Raw genomic sequence first — 15,886 nt, forward strand, 5'->3', positions numbered from 1 at the left:
CCGACATCAACGGCGACGACCGCGCCGACATCGTCGGATTCGGCAACGCCGGCGTCATCGTCTCACTCGGCCAGACCGACGGCACCTTCACCGAACCGAAACTCGTCATCAACAACTTCGCCCAGGACGCCGGCGGCTGGCGAGTCGAAACAAACCCACGCGAACTCGCCGACATCAACGGCGACGACCGCGCCGACATCGTCGGATTCGGCAACGCCGGCGTCATCGTCTCACTCGGCCAGACCGACGGCACCTTCACCGAACCGAAACTCGTCATCAACAAGTTCGACTTTGCCGCCGACGACCGGCAAGCCTGAGCATCGCCGCAAGCTCGCTGACGTCAACGGCGATGGCCGCGACGACATCGTCCGATCGGCGACCTTGGAGTCCGGCCAGGCTCCGACGGCACGGAGTCGTGCCGACCGCACTACCGGCCAGCCGGACGGAAGCGTCCGGCTGGCCGGGGCGGCAGGGGATTCCACTTGCCACACCACGAGAACTCCCCGGCGCGGCACCGCCGGCCCACGCGCCGAGTACCGAGAATGGCAAAAATTCAAAGAACCGAGAATTCGGAGACTGCGTCACATGAACATCTCTCGCGAGAAAATCGTATCCCACACCGCCGATCCGTACCCGGCGTGGCCCCCGGGCCAGCGATATGGCGCGGCCATCGAGCCGGGCGGGCTGATTGATCTGCCGGCCGCCCGGGCGTGGTTCCGGCGTCTCGACCAGGCCAGAGAAGCCGGGCTGTACACGTTCGCGCTGCCGCTGGCCGGCCAGAGCGGGCGGCCGACAGCGTACGGCGACCGCGATCTGATCTCCTTCAGCACATATGGCTATCTGGCCCTGAACGGGCATCCGAAAATCGTCGGGGCGGTCCACGACGCGGTCGACCGCTTCGGCTCGACGACTGGCGGAGTCCGGCTGCTGACCGGCACCACCGAGCTGCACCGGCAGACCGAATCCGCGCTCGCGGCCTGGCTCGGGACCGATGACACCGTCCTCTACAACAGCGGCTACGACGCGAACCTGGCCGCGATCAGCAGCCTTTTCGGCCAGGCCGACGTCGCCTTCGTCGACGAGCGCGCCCACCGCAGCCTCCTCGACGGCTGTCAGTTGGCCGGCGTGCGCGTGCGGCGTTTCCGACATGGTGACGCCGAGCACCTCGACGAGCTCCTGGCCGAGCATCGGGCGCACCGTGGGCGCAAGGTCGTGATCGTCGACGGTGTGTACTCGATGGATGGTGACCAGGCTTCCCTGAAGGAGCTGGTCAACCTGAAGGCGCGGTACGGCGCCTTCCTTCTGGTGGACGAATCACACGCGCTCGGCGTGCTCGGGACGGGCGGGCGGGGTACCTGCGCCGAGCAGCGGGTCGACATCCAGGAGATCGACATCATCACCAGCTCGCTGGCCAAGGCTTTTCCGTCGGTCGGCGGTCTCGTCGCGGGATCAAACCCGCTGACGACGTACCTGCGGCACCGTTCCGCCCCGTTCATGTTCAGCTCCGCGAGCGCCCCGGCCAACACCGCCGCGATCCTCGCGACCCTCGATGTGCTCGTTTCGGAACCGGAACACCTCGAGAGGCTGCACCGGAACTCCGCCGAACTGAGTGAGCTCGTCCGGCGCGTCATCGGGACACCGCATGAGGTCGCCAGTCCCATTGTTCCGGTCATACTCGGCGACGAGGCCCGCGCATACACCTGGGCCCGGATCCTCCTCGACGACGGAATCTACGCCTCGGCGGTTCCGGCACCCGCCGTGCCGGCCGGGCAGTCGCGGCTTCGCCTCTGCGCGACCGCGGCGCACACCTCGCAGGACTTCGCCCTCCTCGAGGACGGGCTGCGGCATTGCCTCGCACTCGAAAGCGCCCCGGAGCAGCTGCTGTCATTCATGCAGGACGTCACACCGCCGCCGCTGGCGACCACCAGCGGAGACGTGGTCGCAGGCTACGAGGCGGCCGCCTGAGCACAGCACGGACTCGACACATCCGCCTTCACCGTCCGCACGCGCTCGATGCCCGGCAGGGACTCGGCATTGGTTGGTCCTCGGCCCGAGGCCGGGCCGGGGAGCAGCTGAGACATGGCTGATGTCGATCAGCCGGACGCCGGGCGAGATGCCGAGCAGCACCTCGTGGCACGTCGCCACAAAACCTTCGCTCAGGCCGTAGTCGGTCAGAAACGAGATGATCTGATATTCGGACAACGCCACCCACTGTGATGTCGAAGGACGTGGACGTGACCATTGTTCTCGGGCATGGCGTCCCGGAGACAGCGCGTCTGCTCAGCTCTCAGCAGGCGGGATGTTGGGGTTGAGCCGGAAGCGGTTTTTTGGGTCGTAACTGCGTTTGACCTGTCGAAGGCGCTCGACGTTGCTTCCCCAGGCCCGTGCCCGGGCGGCGTCGTCGAGATCGGCGTCACCGCCGAAGTTGAGGTAGGTGCCCGACGCGGCCCGAAGCCTGACGGCATCGTCGTAGGCACCGCGCACCCAACGGATGTTCGCGCCGTCGTCGGCCGGGTCCAGCCAGTTTCCGTCGAGGCTCAGCATGTACCGGGCGCTGCGATCGCCGAACGCGGTTTCCGTCGGCCCGACCCGCGCCATGGCACCTCCCAGGAGAGGCGCGTGGACCATGGTCATCGGATGCGGACGGTCCTGGCCGACGCGGGCCACGAACGCGGTCGCCTCCTCGTCGAGGCGGTCCAGATAGACGGACTTCCAGTAGCTCTGCAACCCGCCTTTCGGGAAGAAGGCGTCGAGGGAGGACTGCGCTGCCCGGTAGGGCAGGGCCTGGCTCATGTCGGCGAGCGGCGGGCCGAACTCGGCAAGCGCCCGACACGCCCGCTGGCCCTCGTCCGGGTCGCCTGCGTACACGGCGGCCACGATGAACACGTCGCGGTTGTGTACGGCGGGCGGGAGTGCCGGCACCGCCGGCAGCGACCAGAGCATGGCACGACTGGTGACCTCGTCGGGGACGGTGGACGTCCAGTCCCGCCAGCGGGGGAGCATCTCGGCGGCATCTTCGATCGGGTAGGCGACCATGCCGTTCCAGACGACCGGGCCGAGCGGATAGGCCTCGAACTCGAAGGACGCCACCACGCCGAAGTTGCCGCCCCCGCCGCGCAGCGCCCAGAACAGGTCCTCGTGCTCGGAGGCGCTGCACCGCACGACGTCGCCGCTGGCCGTCACGACCTCGGCCGCACGCAGTGCATCGCAGGCCAGCCCGTACCTGCGGTGCAACCAGCCGATTCCGCCACCGAGCGTCAGACCAGCCACACCCGTGGTCGACACGACCCCACCGGGTACCGCGAGCCCGTACAGCTGCGTCTCACGGTCGACGTCACCCCAGGTCGCACCACCGGCCACCCGCACACGCCGCTGTTCCGGGTCGACCCAGACACCCCGCATCGCCGACAGGTCGATCATCATGCTGTCGTCGGCCGTGGAGGTACCGGCGATGCTGTGGCCGCCGCCGCGGACGGCGACGAGCAGGTTTCGCGTTGCCGCGAGACGGACGGCGTCGACGACGTCAGCGGCCCCGGTGCACCGGATGATCAGGCCTGGTCTGCGGTCGAGCATGGCGTTCTGGATGACCCGCACGTCGTCGTACCCGGCGTCGTCCGCGGTCAGAACCTCCCCGCGAAAGATCGCGCGGATCTCCTCCACGGTCTCGCCCGAGAGCGTCTGCCGCTCACCTTCCAGCGTAAGCACCTGTGCCGACATGGCGCGTCCCTCCGCTCGTGCTCACCGGTGCTCACCCGTAAGCACCGGTGAGCACCGGTCTGCGTCACCCACCCCTACAGGCTCGCGCTACGACCGGAGAGCCGCAAAGCGTGCCGGCATGTCCGGTCCAGCCACCGGTTTCGGTATTTCAAACGGGGCAATGAGGGTAGCTGGATGGGCCGATCTCGAACCGCGGACGGACGTGATTGAACGACCTGACCAGCTGGACCGCCCCGTTGTCCTGATGAGGAGTGGCTGTGAGCAACCCGGATCCGACTTTCTACCGCTCGCCGGGCGATGCTGCGGCGGCCCCGCCGGAACATCTGGCCTATGTCGTGGCGTTCGATCCGAAAGGGACCGTATCGGATGCAATGACCGTGGTCGACGTTGATTCCACCTCGTCGTCCTATGGCCAGATCGCCGGTTGGACCGACCTGCCAGGGCTCCGCGACGAGTTGCACCACTTCGGCTGGAACGCGTGCAGTAGCGCGCTCTGCCACGACAACCACGGGCATGCCGGCAGCCTCGAGCGACGTTATCTCATCGTCCCGGGGCTGCGGTCCTCCCGGATCCACGTACTGGACACCCGGCCGGATCCATGCAGCCCGCGCCTGGTGCACACGATCGAGGCGGCCGAACTCGCCGCCAAGGCCGGCTACTCCCGGCCGCATACCGTCCACTGCGGGCCGCATGGTCTGTACCTGTCGGCGCTGGGCGGGGCGAACGGCGCCGATGGACCCGGCGGGGTGGCTCTGCTCGATCATGACACGTTCGAGGTGGTCGGGCCCTGGGAACAGGACCGCGGCCCGCAGTACCTGGCGTACGACCTGTGGTGGCATCTCGCGCAGGGAGTGGCGGTCACCTCCGAGTGGGGCACGCCGTCAATGATCGAGGACGGGGTCAGCGCAGAGCTCCTGCTCGGCCGGCAGTACGGCCACGCTCTGCACTTCTGGGACCTTGGCAGCGGTAAGCATCTGCAGACCGTCGATCTGGGGCACGACAACCAGATGGTGCTGGAGGTGCGCCCGGCCCATGATCCACGCGCCTCCCACGGCTTCGCGGGCGTCGTCACCAACGTCACGGATCTTTCCGCGTCGGTGTGGCTGTGGTACCGCGACGGTGACGGGTGGGCCGCGCGGAAGGTCATCACGATTCCGCCCGAATCCGCGGACCCGACTGATCTACCGCCGGTCATCCGTCCGTTCGGCGCGGTCCCCGCCCTGGTAACCGACATCGACCTGTCCGTCGACGATCGATGGCTTTATGTGTCCTGCTGGGGAACCGGAGAACTCAAGCAGTTCGACGTTCAGGACCCGTTCTCACCACGGGAGGTCGGGTCGGTGCGCCTCGGTGGGATCACGCGCCGCACCCCTCATCCGGCCGCCCCGGACGAGCCGCTCGCGGGCGGGCCGCAGATGGTCGAGATCAGCCGGGACGGACGTCGGGTCTACCTGACGAACTCGCTGTACTCGGCGTGGGACGACCAGTTCTACCCGGACGGCGTCGGCGCGTGGATGGCACGCCTTGATGCGGACGTGGACGCGGGCGGGATCAGCCCGGACGTCCGCTTCTTCCCCCACGGCGCCGACTTCCGCGGCCGACGCGTGCACCAGATCCGGCTGGAAGCCGGCGACGCCTCGTCCGACTCCTACTGCTTCCCCTGACGCGGTGTCGCCGGGTGCGCTCCGCCAGCCACCGCGCGTGCCCGCCAGCCGGTGTACGGATTCTTCAAGGTCATGGGCGTGCGTGCGATGTCAGGCGCCGGCTGGGGAAACGGCGGTGCGGCCGTCAGGCGTCGTCGGTGGTGATGGGTTCGGTGGCGGTCTGCGGTGTCTCGGCTCGGCGCAGGCGGATGACGGCGGTGGCGTCGAGGCCGCCGTCGCCGCGCTGCTGGGCTGCCGCGTAGTCGGCCTCGGCCCGGGTGGCGAACGGTAGCGGGATATCCCGGCGGGCCGCCTCGGCCAGGCAGATGCGCAGGTCCTTGCGCATCCAGTCGACGGCGAAGCCGAAGTCGAACTCGTCGCGGACCATGGTGTGGCCGCGGTTGTTCAGGTACCAGGAGCTGGCCGCGCCGCCGCCGACCGCGTCGAGCACGAGATCGGTGTCGAGGCCGGCCGCCATCGCGAAGTTGAGGGCCTCCGCGGCGCCGGCGATCGCCGAGGCGACGAGGATCTGGTTGACCATCTTCGTCAGCTGGCCGCTGCCGACCGGGCCGATGCGGGTGATGGTGGCCCCGTAGGCGGCGAGCACCGGCCGGACGGTCTCCAGCACCTCCGGGTCGGCGCCGCACATGATGCTCAGCCGGCCGGCCTCGGCTCCCGCCTGCCCGCCGGAGACCGGGGCGTCGACGAAGCCGACGCCGGCCTCGGCGGCGTGGCGCGCGATCTCCACCGCCAGCTCCGCGGACGTGGTCGAATGATCGACGATGGTGGCGCCGGGCCGCAGTGCCGCCAGTGCCCCGGCCGGCCCGGTGAGCACCTGGCGGACGTCGTCGTCGGCGCCGACACAGACGCAGACGACGTCCGCGCCGGTCGCGGCCTCGGCGGGGGTGGGTGCGGAGCTGCCGGGGTACCGCTGCACCCACCGGCGGGCGGTCGCCTCGGTGCGGTTGTGGACGACGGTGCTGAAACCGGCCCCGGTCAGGTGCCCGGCCATGGGGAAGCCCATGGTGCCCAGGCCGATGAAGGCCACCTTCATGTCCACGCGCTCCTGTCCGTCCCCGTCACCCATCCGCCCTACCGCCCATCAGGACGTGCCCCGCGACCGCACGGCCGCACCGGCTGTGTTCACAGTGCGCGCAGCAGGGTCCGCAGGATGTCATCGAGATTCTCGCGCTGCTCGGCCGTCAGCGCGTTCGCCAGCCGGGTGAAGTTCGCGATGTGCTCGGCGAACGCGGCGTCGATGGCGACGCGCCCCCGGTCCGTGAGGCCCACCCGGAAGCTGCGCCGGTCGGACGGGTCGAGCCGGCGTTCCACCAGGCCGGCGGTCTCCAGGCGGTCGAGGCGACTGGTGATGCCGGCCCGCGACATCATCAGCTGCTCGGAGAGCTGGGAGGGGATCATCACACACGGCGGACCGACTGCCCGCAACGCGCCCAGCACCTCGAAGTCGCCGGGCGTGAGACCGTGCTGGTCGAGCGGACGGTTCATGGCCGTCGCGAGGGCCGCGACGAAGATCTTCATACGCGCGAACAGCGCCATGGCGCTCAGATCGAGGTCCGGACGCTCGCGCTGCCACTGCTCGACGAAGTCGTCGACCTTGTCGGGCGTCGGCCCGCCAGGGCATACGTCCGCCGGCTCCCCAGGGCATATGTCCCACCCATCGTCCACGACACGAGTGTATTTGATCACCGCCCGCCCGCCTAGAAATTAGTTTGGTCCGGTACTATTCGGTGACGTACTGTTCGGCTGCCAAGCATCCCGGCCGCCTCGGTGGCCACTCCGACAGATCACACCCAGACATCAGGAGAGATCTTCGTGACCGCATCCACCGACGTCGCCGGCGGCGGCTCCCCGACCGCCGCGGTCGGGTCACCAGAGCCGGGGGCGCACCTCGACCCCCGCCGCTGGGTCGCGCTCAGCGTGATCGCCATCGCCCAGCTGATGGTCGTGCTGGACGCCTCGATCGTGACCATCGCGCTCCCCCACGCGCAGGCCGACCTGGGAATCTCCACCGCCGACCGGCAGTGGGTCATGACTGCCTACACGCTCGCCTTCGGCGGCCTGCTGCTGCTCGGCGGCCGGATCGCCGACTTCCTCGGCCGCAAGCGGATCTTCATCTGGGGCCTGATCGGGTTCGCCGGCGCCTCGGCGCTCGGTGGCGCGGCCCCGAACGCCGAGCTGCTGTTCGCGGCCCGGGCCCTGCAGGGAGCCTGCGCCGCGCTGCTGGCGCCGGCGGCGCTGTCGCTCATCACGGTGACCTTCACCGAGGGCAAGGAGCGCGCCCGCGCGTTCGGCGTCTACGGCGCGATCTCCGGCGGCGGTGCCGCGATCGGCCTCATCGTCGGCGGGCTGCTGACCGAGTACACATCGTGGCGGTGGTGCCTGCTGGTCAACGTCCCGATCGCGCTGGCCGCCGCGGCCGCGGCGCTGCCCATCGTGCGGGAGAGCAAGGCCGAGGGCACGCCCAGCTACGACATCCCGGGCACGGTGACGGTGACCGGCGGTCTGCTCGCCCTGGTCTACGGCTTCACCGTCGCCGCCGAGGACGGTTGGGGATCGGGCAAGACGATCGGCCTGCTCGTCGGCGCGTTCGTGCTGATCGCCGCGTTCGTCGTGATCGAGGCCCGGACGGCCAACCCGCTGCTGCCGCTGCGGGTGCCGCTGGAGCGCAACCGCGGTGGGTCCTTCCTCGCCTCGATGCTGATCGGTGGCGGGCTGTTCGCGATGTTCCTGTTCCTCACCTTCTACTTCCAGCAGACGTTGGGCTACAGCGCGCTGCGCAGCGGCTTCGCCTTCCTGCCCTTCAGCGCCGGCATCATCTTCTCCGCCGGGATCGCCAGCCAGCTCCTGCCCCGGACGGGCCCCAAGATCCTGATGGTCCTCGGCAGCGCGCTCGCCGTCGGCGGCCTGGTGCTGCTGACCCAGATCGGCGTCGACACCGGCTATGCCAGCCACGTTCTCCCGGCCGAGCTCCTGATCAGCTTCGGGATGGGCCTCGCCTTCGTGCCGATGTCGAGCGTGTCGCTGCTCGGTGTCGCCGAGCATGACGCCGGTGTGGCCAGCGCGCTGGTGAACACCACCCAGCAGGTCGGTGGGTCCCTCGGTGTGGCGCTGCTCAACACCGTCTACGCGACGGCGGTGACCGACTACCTCACCAGCCACGGCACCGGTCCGGCCGCGCAGGCCCAGGCGGCGGTCGAGGGCTACACCACCTCGTTCGTCTGGAGCGCGGTGATGATCGGGCTCGCCCTGCTCACCGTCCTCTTCCTCGTCCGGGCGGGCCGGGACGACATCCCGCAGGGCGAGGGGGTGCCGATCCACGCCGGCTGATCGGCATCCGGTAGGCACTCCGCGGCCCCGGGCTGGGCGACCTGCAGGTCGCCCAGCCCGGGGCCGCGACTGTTCCCGCTGCCTGTCCGGCCGATTCCGCGGAACCGCCGCCGGCGGCACCGACCCCGCATCTGGTTCATCTCGTCGTTCGCAGGGACCACCGAGTCCGCTCGCGATCCACTTCGCGGAGCGTGCCCTCAGGACCTGTAGCGACGTGGGTTACTCGTGCCGCAGACCAGGCACACCAGCCAGTCCCGGCGCCAGCCGTCGCTGTCGTCCGAGGGCGCGCTGACGACGTTGGCCTCGTCCTCGCCGCAGAAGAAGCAGGTTCCCTCCTCGCCCGCGAGACGTCGCATCGCCGTCAGGGCTCCGCCCTGCCGGGGCTCGTAACCAACCCAGTCGCACCGCCGGCACTCCCACCACCGTTCGGACCTCGGTCGCGGAGCGAAGCCACCCCAGTTGTTCCGCCGGTGCACAACCTCCAGCCGGGTCAGCGTCTCCGCGCACCGCGGGCACCTCGGGCCGCTCCCCTCATCCAGTTCCTCATTCACCCCGGAATCCGGAAGATCACCGCTGTCCATGCCACATGAGACTGCCACCCCGAGCGCGACGGTGGGCCGGTCTTCTCAGGAGGTCGGACCGCCGGGCGCGGGGTCGCCGGCGCGCAGGCCACGGCCCAGGTCACGAACCTCCTGGTTGGCTGCGAGCAGCCCCTCGTGCAGGTGCCGCAGCACCAGGCGGGTCTGGGCGGGGTCAGCGGCCGGGGCGCCGGCCGCGACGTGCGCGAGGTCCAGCAGCCGCTGTTGCATGCCGTCGCCCAGGTCGTGCGCCAGGCGCTGGCGTTGCGCGGCACGTGCCCCGGCGACCCGCAGGTGGGCCGCATGCGTCTCCACCAGCCGCGCCCGCACCGCGACCTGCAGCTGTGCGTTCTCCAGCGCGAGCCGCCCGGCGCGCAACGCGGCGCCGGTGAAGGCCCCGTGCTGACCCAGGGCTGGATCACCGGTCACCACGGCGAGCGGAGCACCGTCCCGGGTCCGCACCTCCCGGGTCCACCTGGCGCCGGCCTCGACGCCGGCGTCGAGGCCGGCCCGGCGGCCGTCGACGTCGACATAGCGCTGCAGGTCGGGCAGCCAGAACCGCAGCTCCACGGTGGGGTCGTTCAGCACGGTCCGCAGGGCGTCGCGCACGCTGGCGATCGTCGCCGGGTCCGCGAGGCGCAGCACCCGGTCGGCGGCGGTGGCCACCCCCAGCGCCCGCCGGGCGGCGGCGATCCCCAACGCCACCGGGAGCAGGGCGAGGACGACGCTCTGCGCCTCGATGCCACGCATCACGCCGTCCAGGTCGTCGACGTCGATGGGCGGCGCCACCAGGGCCACGCCGATGCCCGCGACCGCGACCGCACCCAGGACCAGCGGCGCCGCGGCACGCTCCGGGCCGCGCAGCACGCGCACGCGGCGGACCAGCCCGATCGCGAACCCGCAGGCGAGCAACGGGTTGACGACCTGGTAGGCGTCACTGATCGTCTGAAACGTGGGCAGGTCCGCGAACCAGCCGGGCCACCACACATCGGGCCCGTAGCCGTTCCATTCCGGCCGCGACGTCAGCACGCTCACCGCCATCAACGGCCCGAAGGCGAGGCCGGCCAGCGCGACGAACACGCGGTCCGCCAGGCCGGACAGCCGCCCGTGGGGGTAGCCGAGCAGCCCGACGCCGAACAGGAGGTAGAAGGAGCAGTTCCCGGCGATCCCCAGCAGCGGCAGGAGCGTGTGGTTCCAGCTCATCGCCCAGGTCGCGACCCAGGCCACGCCGGCGCCGAGCAGCGGGACACCCGCGCGCCGCGTCGGCGCCGAGGCCATCAGCGCCGTGCCGGCCGTCGCGAGCCCACCGGAGATGAGAACGTTCACCACCGCCAGCGCCGGAGCGCCGTGCAGGTACGGCCATCCGGCGCCCAGCACCGCCACCCCGACCACGCCGCCGGTGGCGAACGCCCGCGGCAGCACCCGCCCGACCGTCATGACGCGACGCCAGTGGGCACGATGACCATCACGGTGGTCGGGCCACCGACCGGGCTGGACAGGCGCACCTCGCCGCCGGCCGCCGCGACCCGGTCACGCAGGCCGGCCAGCCCGCCGGCCGGGTGCTCCACCGCGCCGCCGCACCCGTTGTCACTGACCTCGGCGACCAGCCCACCCGGTCGCTCGGTGAGCCGCACCCGGGCGGTCGTCGCCCGCGCGTGCTTGACCACGTTGGCCAGTGCCTCCGACACCGCGAAGTAGACCGTGCGCTCGGCGACGTCCCCGAAGGGCCCGCCGCGCCCGAGCGCGACGTCGACCTCCACCGGCAGCGCCAGCCTTGCCGCCGCCTGCCGTACCGCCGCCACCAGGCCGGCGGTGCGCAGGGTCTCCGGGTCGAGACCGCGGGCGATGGTGCGGACCTCGTCGTTCGCCGCGAGCAGGCCGGCCCGGATGTCCCCGAACATCGCGGCGGCGGCCGTCGGGTCGTCGGCGGACCATTCGGCGACGCTCACCAGCATCGCCAGCGCGAGCAGCCGCTGCTGCACGCCGTCGTGCAGGTCGCGCGCGATGCGGCCGCGTTCGGCTGCCTCCGCCTCCTCGACCCGCCGCCGCGCCGCCCGCGTCTCGACGAGCTGCGCCTGGATGGTCACCTGCAGATGGGCGTTCTGCAGCGAGAGCCGAGCGGTCCGCAGCGCCGCCCCGGTGAACGCGCCATGCCGACGCAGCACCGGCGACCGGCCCGTGACCAGGGCGAACAGCTCGCCCGACGGCGCGGTCACCGGCTGGGACCACAGCGCCGGCGCGCCACGGCGCGGCGGCACCGGAGCTCCCGGACCGGGTGCGGTACCCGAAGCGGATACGGGGCCCGAAGCGGGTACAGCGCCCGGCTCGGGTGCGGAGGTGGCCGGCTGCCCGGCGATGTCGACGAAACGCCGCTCGTCGGCGAGCCAGAAGTACACCTCGACGGTGTCGTCACGCAGGGCGCGGCGCAGGGCGTCGCGGACCACGGTCACCGTCGCGGCGCCGCCACTGGAGCGCAGCATCCGGTCCGCCGCGGTCGCGACCGCGACCGCGCGCCACAGCTCGCAGCTCACCAGCACCAGCGGGAGCACCGCGAGGGCGACGCCCTGCCAGGCGACGCCCTCGGCCACATGACCCGGTTCCCGGTTGTACAGCGTCGGCGACAGGGCGGCCAGGCAGAGCGCGACCACGCCGAGCGTGCCGAGCGCGGGCGCGACGACGGACCGTTCCAGTCCGTAGAGCCTGCTCCACCGGCGCGCGAGCAGCGCCACGAACGCCATCGCCAGCGCCGCATTGATCACCACGTACAGCCCGGAGATGAACCCGAAGAAGGCCTGGCCGGCCCACAGCGTCGGCCAGGACGCCTGCGCCGGGAAGCCGTTCCACTCCGGCTCGGACACCACCATCGACAACGCCACGAGCGGGCCGTAGGCGATGGTGGTGAGGGTGCCGACGACCCGGTCGGCCCGCCCGGTGAGGCAGCCGTCCGGGTAGAGCAGCACACCCCAGGCGAAGGCGACGAAGAACAGCGCGTTGGTGAACAGGCCCAGCGCCGGGCGCGGCCCGCTCTCCCGGCACAACAGCCAGGTGAGGGCCCAGCAGACGCCGGAGGCCAGCACGAGAACCCCGGTACGGCGCAGCAGTGGGATGTCGACGAGCAGCACCCCGGAGCTGACGAACGCGCCGGCGACGAAGGCGTTGACGGCCGCGAGCGCGGGCTCGCCGCGCCAGAACGGCCAGCCGGCGGCCAGCGCGAGCACCGCGGTCAGCGCGCCGCAGGCCACCGCGGCGGCCGGACGCCGAAACCGTGCCCAGGCCTGCGGCCGGGCGCCCATCGCACGGGCGTGCATACGACCGAGTCGCACCGGCGCGGACGCCGTCAACGCGCTGCCTTCTGCCACGGTCCCTTCTGCCACGGTCCCTTCCACGCCACCACCGCCGGCCACCACCGGCGAGCCACCGCACCTCCACAGGCGCGGGACGAACGCTCGGTGCCCCGGGTTCGCCGCCACGCGTGACGATCGTCCCACGCAGATGACCGCCGTCCGCCGCGAGACCACATCAGGACATCTACTGACACCGGGATTCCCCGGCCCTCCCGGCCGACCTCAGCCGAAATCAGTCGATCTCATTTGATCTCATTTGATCTCAGTCGGTCGGTCCGAGCGCCGCGGCCACGATCCGGCCGACCGCGGCCGACTCCAGCAGGAAACCGTCGTGGCCGAACTCGGACGGGACCATGACCGCCTGCGTGCCGAGGTGCCGGGCGAGCTCGGCCTGCAGCCGCGGCGGGTAGAGGCGGTCGCTGTCGATACCCGCCACGGTCACCGGGACGGTGACGCCGCGCAGCGCCGCGGCGATCCCACCCCGGCCGCGGCCGACGTCCTGGCTCATCATCGCCAGGGTCAGCGTCACGTAGGTTCCGGCGTCGAAGCGGCGGACCAGCTTGTGCCCGTGGTGCTCGACGTAGCTGGCGGCGGCGTAGCGGCCGTCCGGCTGGACCCGGTGGCCGAAACGGTGCGCGAACTCGGCCTCACTGCGGTAGCTGACCTGGCCCATCTGCCGGGCCAGTGCCAGTCCGGTCCGCGGGCCCAGGCCCGTCGGGAGGTGGTGGTAGTCGCCGCCGTGCCAGTGCGGGTCGGCGCGGATCACCGCCAGCTGGGTGGCGTACAGCGCGATCTGCTCGGCCGTCGCCGCCGCGCCGCAGGAGAGCACGACCGCGCGGGCGACACGCTCGGGCCGGCCCACCGCCCACTCCAGCGCCCGCATGCCGCCCATCGAGCCGCCGACGACCGCGGCCCAGCGGGTTATCCCGAGCGCGTCCGCCAGTCCCTCCTCGGCGCGGACCTGGTCACCGACCGTGATCTCCGGCCAGCGGCTGCCCCACGGCCGGCCGTCGGGGGCGGCGGACGCCGGCCCGGTCGTGCCCTGGCAGCCGCCCAGCACGTTCGGGCAGACGACGAACCAGCGATCGGTGTCGAGGGCGGCGCCCGGTCCGACCAGCGCTCCCCACCAGCCCGCGGTGGGATGCCCCGGGCCGGCCGGGCCGGCGACGTGGCTGTCCCCGGTGAGCGCGTGCAGCACCAGCACGGCGTTCGACCGGTCCGGGGCGAGGCGGCCCCACGTCTCGTAGGCGACGGTCACCTCGGGCAGCGCGCCGCCGCGCTCCAGGTCCAGCGGCCGGGCCAGCCGGGCGAACCGGCGACGTCCCACCGGATCACCTGGCTGCCAGCCGGCGCGAGCCGGGCGGGCGCCGTCCCGATCCGTGTGCCGATCCGTGTGCCGATCCGTGTGCCGATCCGTGTGCCGATCCGTGTGCCGATCCGTGTGCCGATCCGTGTGCCGATCCGTGTCCGGACCGGTGTCCGGACCGGTGTCCGGATCAGCCTGCTCCGGGCGCGCGGCGGCGGATGCGGCCTCGCCGGGTCGGGCCTCGCCGGGTCGGGCCTCGAGCGATGGGGGCTGTTGGGGCTGGGCTGTCATCCGGACTTCGCGGCCCGGAAGCCGGCGTCGAGATCGGCGAGGATGTCGTCGATGCCCTCGATGCCCACCGACAGCCGGATCAGGTCCGGGGTCACCCCGGTGGCCGCCTGCTCGGCCTCGGTGAGCTGCGAGTGGGTGGTCGTCGCCGGATGGATCACCAGCGAGCGGACGTCGCCGATGTTGGCGAGGTGGCTGAACAGCTCGAGGCCCTCGACGAACTTCCGCCCGGCCTGGGCCCCGCCGACGATCCCGAACGCCAGCACCGCGCCGGCGCCGAGCGGGAGCACCTCGTTCGCCCGCTGATACCACGGCGACGTCGGCAGCTTGGGGTAGGCGACCCAGCTGACCTCGTCGCGGTCCTGCAGCCACTGCGCGACCCGCAGCGCGTTCGCGCTGTGCCGGTCCATCCGCAGCGACAGCGTCTCCAGGCCCTGCAGGAACAGGAACGAGTTCAGCGGCGCGACGGCCGGGCCGAGGTCGCGCAGCAGCTGCACCCGGGCCTTGGCGATGTAGCTGCCGTGACCGAGCGCGTCCCAGTAGACGAGGCCGTGGTAGCTGGGGTCGGGCGTGGTGAAGTTGGCGAAGCGCCCGCTGGCGCCGTAGTCGAACCGACCGCCGTCGACGATGATCCCGCCGATGGACGTCCCGTGCCCGCCGATGAACTTCGTCGCCGAGTGGACGACGATGTCGGCTCCGTGCTCGAACGGCCGGTACAGGTAAGGGGTGGCCAGCGTGTTGTCGACGATCAGCGGCACGCCGACCTCGTGGGCGACCGCGGCGACGCCGGCGGTGTCGAGGACGTCCGAGCGCGGGTTGCCGATCGTCTCGCCGTAGAAGGCCCTGGTCCGCGGTGTGGCGGCGGCCCGCCACTCGTCCAGGTCGTCGGGGTTCGACACGAACGAGACCGAGATCCCGAGCTTGGGCAGCGTGTAGTGGAACAGGTTGTACGTCCCACCGTAGAGGTTCGCGGAGCTGACGATGTGGTCACCGGACTCGGCCAGGTTGAGGATGGCCAGCGTCTCCGCCGCCTGCCCGGAGGACGTCGCGAGCGCCCCGACGCCGCCCTCGAGGGCGTTGACGCGCTGCTCGAAAACGTCCTGGGTCGGGTTCATGATGCGGGTGTAGATGTTGCCGGGCTCCCCCAACGCGAACAGGGCGGCGGCGTGGTCGGTGTCACGGAAGACGAAGCTCGTCGTCTGGTAGATCGGGACGGCGCGCGCCCCGGTCGTCGGATCGGGCTGGGCGCCCGCGTGGATCTGCTTCGTCTCGAACGACCAGGTCGGCTCGGTCATGGCGGATTCCCCTCTGGCGGTGAGTGGTGCGCGGGACGATCGGCGTTTCTCGAACGAGACACCGGGCTCGCGCCCGGGCAGGGACGGGCGCAGCCAGCCGCGGCCGGCCGAGTCACCGGCCCGGCCGCACGCCCGGTCCCATCCCATGGCCCCGACGGCCCCCGGAAGCAGGTCCGTTGGTCCCGGCTGATCGGTCGTTCGCCGCATAGCCGGCGTGACGCTGTCCGGCGGACCGCAAGAAGGATGCCGCGCACGGAGTGGAATTGCTCGGATACACGCCCGGTGTCGCCACCGGGAGCGCCCGGCGGCAGGCTGTGACGTGTCCTGCCATGCGTACTCCACGTCACGGAGTAAGTTTACTTTATCG

13 protein-coding genes are annotated in these 15,886 nt (G+C 71.5%); 4 read left to right on the forward strand and 9 right to left on the reverse strand.

What is annotated here, in order from left to right; translation table 11 throughout:
- The coding region (locus FREUN1FDRAFT_RS33405; protein WP_006544775.1) for a VCBS repeat-containing protein at positions 1-317 on the forward strand (317 nt) is incomplete at its 5' end.
- 268 nt (positions 318-585) lie between these two features.
- Positions 586-1,965 (forward strand): pyridoxal phosphate-dependent aminotransferase family protein, encoded by a 1,380-nt coding sequence (locus tag FREUN1FDRAFT_RS33410; protein WP_006544776.1) that lies wholly within the window; start codon positions 586-588, stop codon positions 1,963-1,965.
- Here the strand turns inward: FREUN1FDRAFT_RS33410 and FREUN1FDRAFT_RS47580 are convergent.
- Both FREUN1FDRAFT_RS47580 and FREUN1FDRAFT_RS33415 read right to left on the reverse strand, forming a co-directional pair.
- A complete protein-coding gene (locus FREUN1FDRAFT_RS47580) occupies positions 1,885-2,208 on the reverse strand; it encodes an SAM-dependent chlorinase/fluorinase (RefSeq protein WP_255348248.1) in 324 nt (107 codons plus the stop codon). The two genes, FREUN1FDRAFT_RS33410 and FREUN1FDRAFT_RS47580, sit on opposite strands and share 81 nt — an antisense overlap.
- A 72-nt stretch (positions 2,209-2,280) precedes the next feature.
- The gene (locus FREUN1FDRAFT_RS33415) at positions 2,281-3,717 is read right to left on the reverse strand and encodes an FAD-binding oxidoreductase (RefSeq protein ID WP_006544777.1); all 1,437 of its coding nucleotides are present in this window, start codon (positions 3,715-3,717) and stop codon (positions 2,281-2,283) included.
- Positions 3,718-3,974: 257 nt separating this feature from the next.
- Between FREUN1FDRAFT_RS33415 and FREUN1FDRAFT_RS33420 the strand changes: the two genes are divergently transcribed.
- Positions 3,975-5,381, forward strand: coding sequence for a selenium-binding protein SBP56-related protein (locus tag FREUN1FDRAFT_RS33420; RefSeq protein WP_006544778.1), 1,407 nt, complete (start codon positions 3,975-3,977; stop codon positions 5,379-5,381).
- 124 nt (positions 5,382-5,505) lie between these two features.
- Here FREUN1FDRAFT_RS33420 and FREUN1FDRAFT_RS33425 read toward each other — a convergent pair whose 3' ends face one another.
- Both FREUN1FDRAFT_RS33425 and FREUN1FDRAFT_RS33430 read right to left on the reverse strand, forming a co-directional pair.
- A complete protein-coding gene (locus FREUN1FDRAFT_RS33425; RefSeq protein ID WP_006544779.1) occupies positions 5,506-6,414 on the reverse strand; it encodes an NAD(P)-dependent oxidoreductase in 909 nt (302 codons plus the stop codon).
- Positions 6,415-6,503: 89 nt separating this feature from the next.
- The gene (locus tag FREUN1FDRAFT_RS33430; RefSeq protein ID WP_006544780.1) at positions 6,504-7,067 is read right to left on the reverse strand and encodes a MarR family winged helix-turn-helix transcriptional regulator; all 564 of its coding nucleotides are present in this window, start codon (positions 7,065-7,067) and stop codon (positions 6,504-6,506) included.
- A gap of 126 nt (positions 7,068-7,193) precedes the next feature.
- Here FREUN1FDRAFT_RS33430 and FREUN1FDRAFT_RS33435 point away from each other — a divergent pair, with 126 nt between their 5' ends.
- A complete protein-coding gene (locus FREUN1FDRAFT_RS33435; protein WP_006544781.1) occupies positions 7,194-8,708 on the forward strand; it encodes an MFS transporter in 1,515 nt (504 codons plus the stop codon).
- 197 nt (positions 8,709-8,905) lie between these two features.
- Here the strand turns inward: FREUN1FDRAFT_RS33435 and FREUN1FDRAFT_RS45500 are convergent, their stop codons facing one another.
- The 5 genes from FREUN1FDRAFT_RS45500 to FREUN1FDRAFT_RS33460 form a co-directional block, all read right to left on the reverse strand.
- Positions 8,906-9,064, reverse strand: coding sequence for a hypothetical protein (locus FREUN1FDRAFT_RS45500; protein WP_198144554.1), 159 nt, complete (start codon positions 9,062-9,064; stop codon positions 8,906-8,908).
- Between the two features lie 270 nt (positions 9,065-9,334).
- Positions 9,335-10,723 carry a hypothetical protein gene (locus tag FREUN1FDRAFT_RS33445; protein ID WP_006544784.1) on the reverse strand — a complete coding sequence of 463 codons (1,389 nt, stop codon included), beginning with the start codon at positions 10,721-10,723 and terminating at the stop codon, positions 9,335-9,337.
- Entirely contained in the window at positions 10,720-12,645 is a 1,926-nt protein-coding gene (locus FREUN1FDRAFT_RS33450) for a histidine kinase (RefSeq protein ID WP_006544785.1), read from the reverse strand. Before FREUN1FDRAFT_RS33450 ends, FREUN1FDRAFT_RS33445 begins: the two co-directional genes overlap by 4 nt.
- A 247-nt stretch (positions 12,646-12,892) precedes the next feature.
- Positions 12,893-14,227, reverse strand: a complete 1,335-nt coding sequence (locus FREUN1FDRAFT_RS33455; protein WP_006544786.1) for a homoserine O-acetyltransferase — start codon at positions 14,225-14,227, stop codon at positions 12,893-12,895.
- Entirely contained in the window at positions 14,224-15,519 is a 1,296-nt protein-coding gene (locus FREUN1FDRAFT_RS33460) for a bifunctional o-acetylhomoserine/o-acetylserine sulfhydrylase (protein ID WP_006544787.1), read from the reverse strand. Before FREUN1FDRAFT_RS33460 ends, FREUN1FDRAFT_RS33455 begins: the two co-directional genes overlap by 4 nt.
- Between the last annotated feature and the right edge of the window lie 367 nt (positions 15,520-15,886).

The sequence above is a fragment of the Parafrankia sp. EUN1f genome (assembly GCF_000177675.1).
In the GTDB taxonomy this organism is placed as follows: domain Bacteria; phylum Actinomycetota; class Actinomycetes; order Frankiales; family Frankiaceae; genus Parafrankia.

What these genes read in the sequence shown, in the direction of transcription:
- FREUN1FDRAFT_RS33410 (WP_006544776.1), top strand. Translation starts at nt 586, where the DNA reads ATGAACATCTCTCGCGAGAAAATCGTATCCCACACCGCCGATCCGTAC.
- FREUN1FDRAFT_RS33415 (WP_006544777.1), bottom strand. Translation starts at nt 3,717, where the DNA reads ATGTCGGCACAGGTGCTTACGCTGGAAGGTGAGCGGCAGACGCTCTCG.
- FREUN1FDRAFT_RS33455 (WP_006544786.1), bottom strand. Translation starts at nt 14,227, where the DNA reads ATGACAGCCCAGCCCCAACAGCCCCCATCGCTCGAGGCCCGACCCGGC.
- FREUN1FDRAFT_RS33425 (WP_006544779.1), bottom strand. Translation starts at nt 6,414, where the DNA reads ATGAAGGTGGCCTTCATCGGCCTGGGCACCATGGGCTTCCCCATGGCC.
- FREUN1FDRAFT_RS33445 (WP_006544784.1), bottom strand. Translation starts at nt 10,723, where the DNA reads ATGACGGTCGGGCGGGTGCTGCCGCGGGCGTTCGCCACCGGCGGCGTG.
- FREUN1FDRAFT_RS45500 (WP_198144554.1), bottom strand. Translation starts at nt 9,064, where the DNA reads ATGCGACGTCTCGCGGGCGAGGAGGGAACCTGCTTCTTCTGCGGCGAG.
- FREUN1FDRAFT_RS33460 (WP_006544787.1), bottom strand. Translation starts at nt 15,519, where the DNA reads ATGACCGAGCCGACCTGGTCGTTCGAGACGAAGCAGATCCACGCGGGC.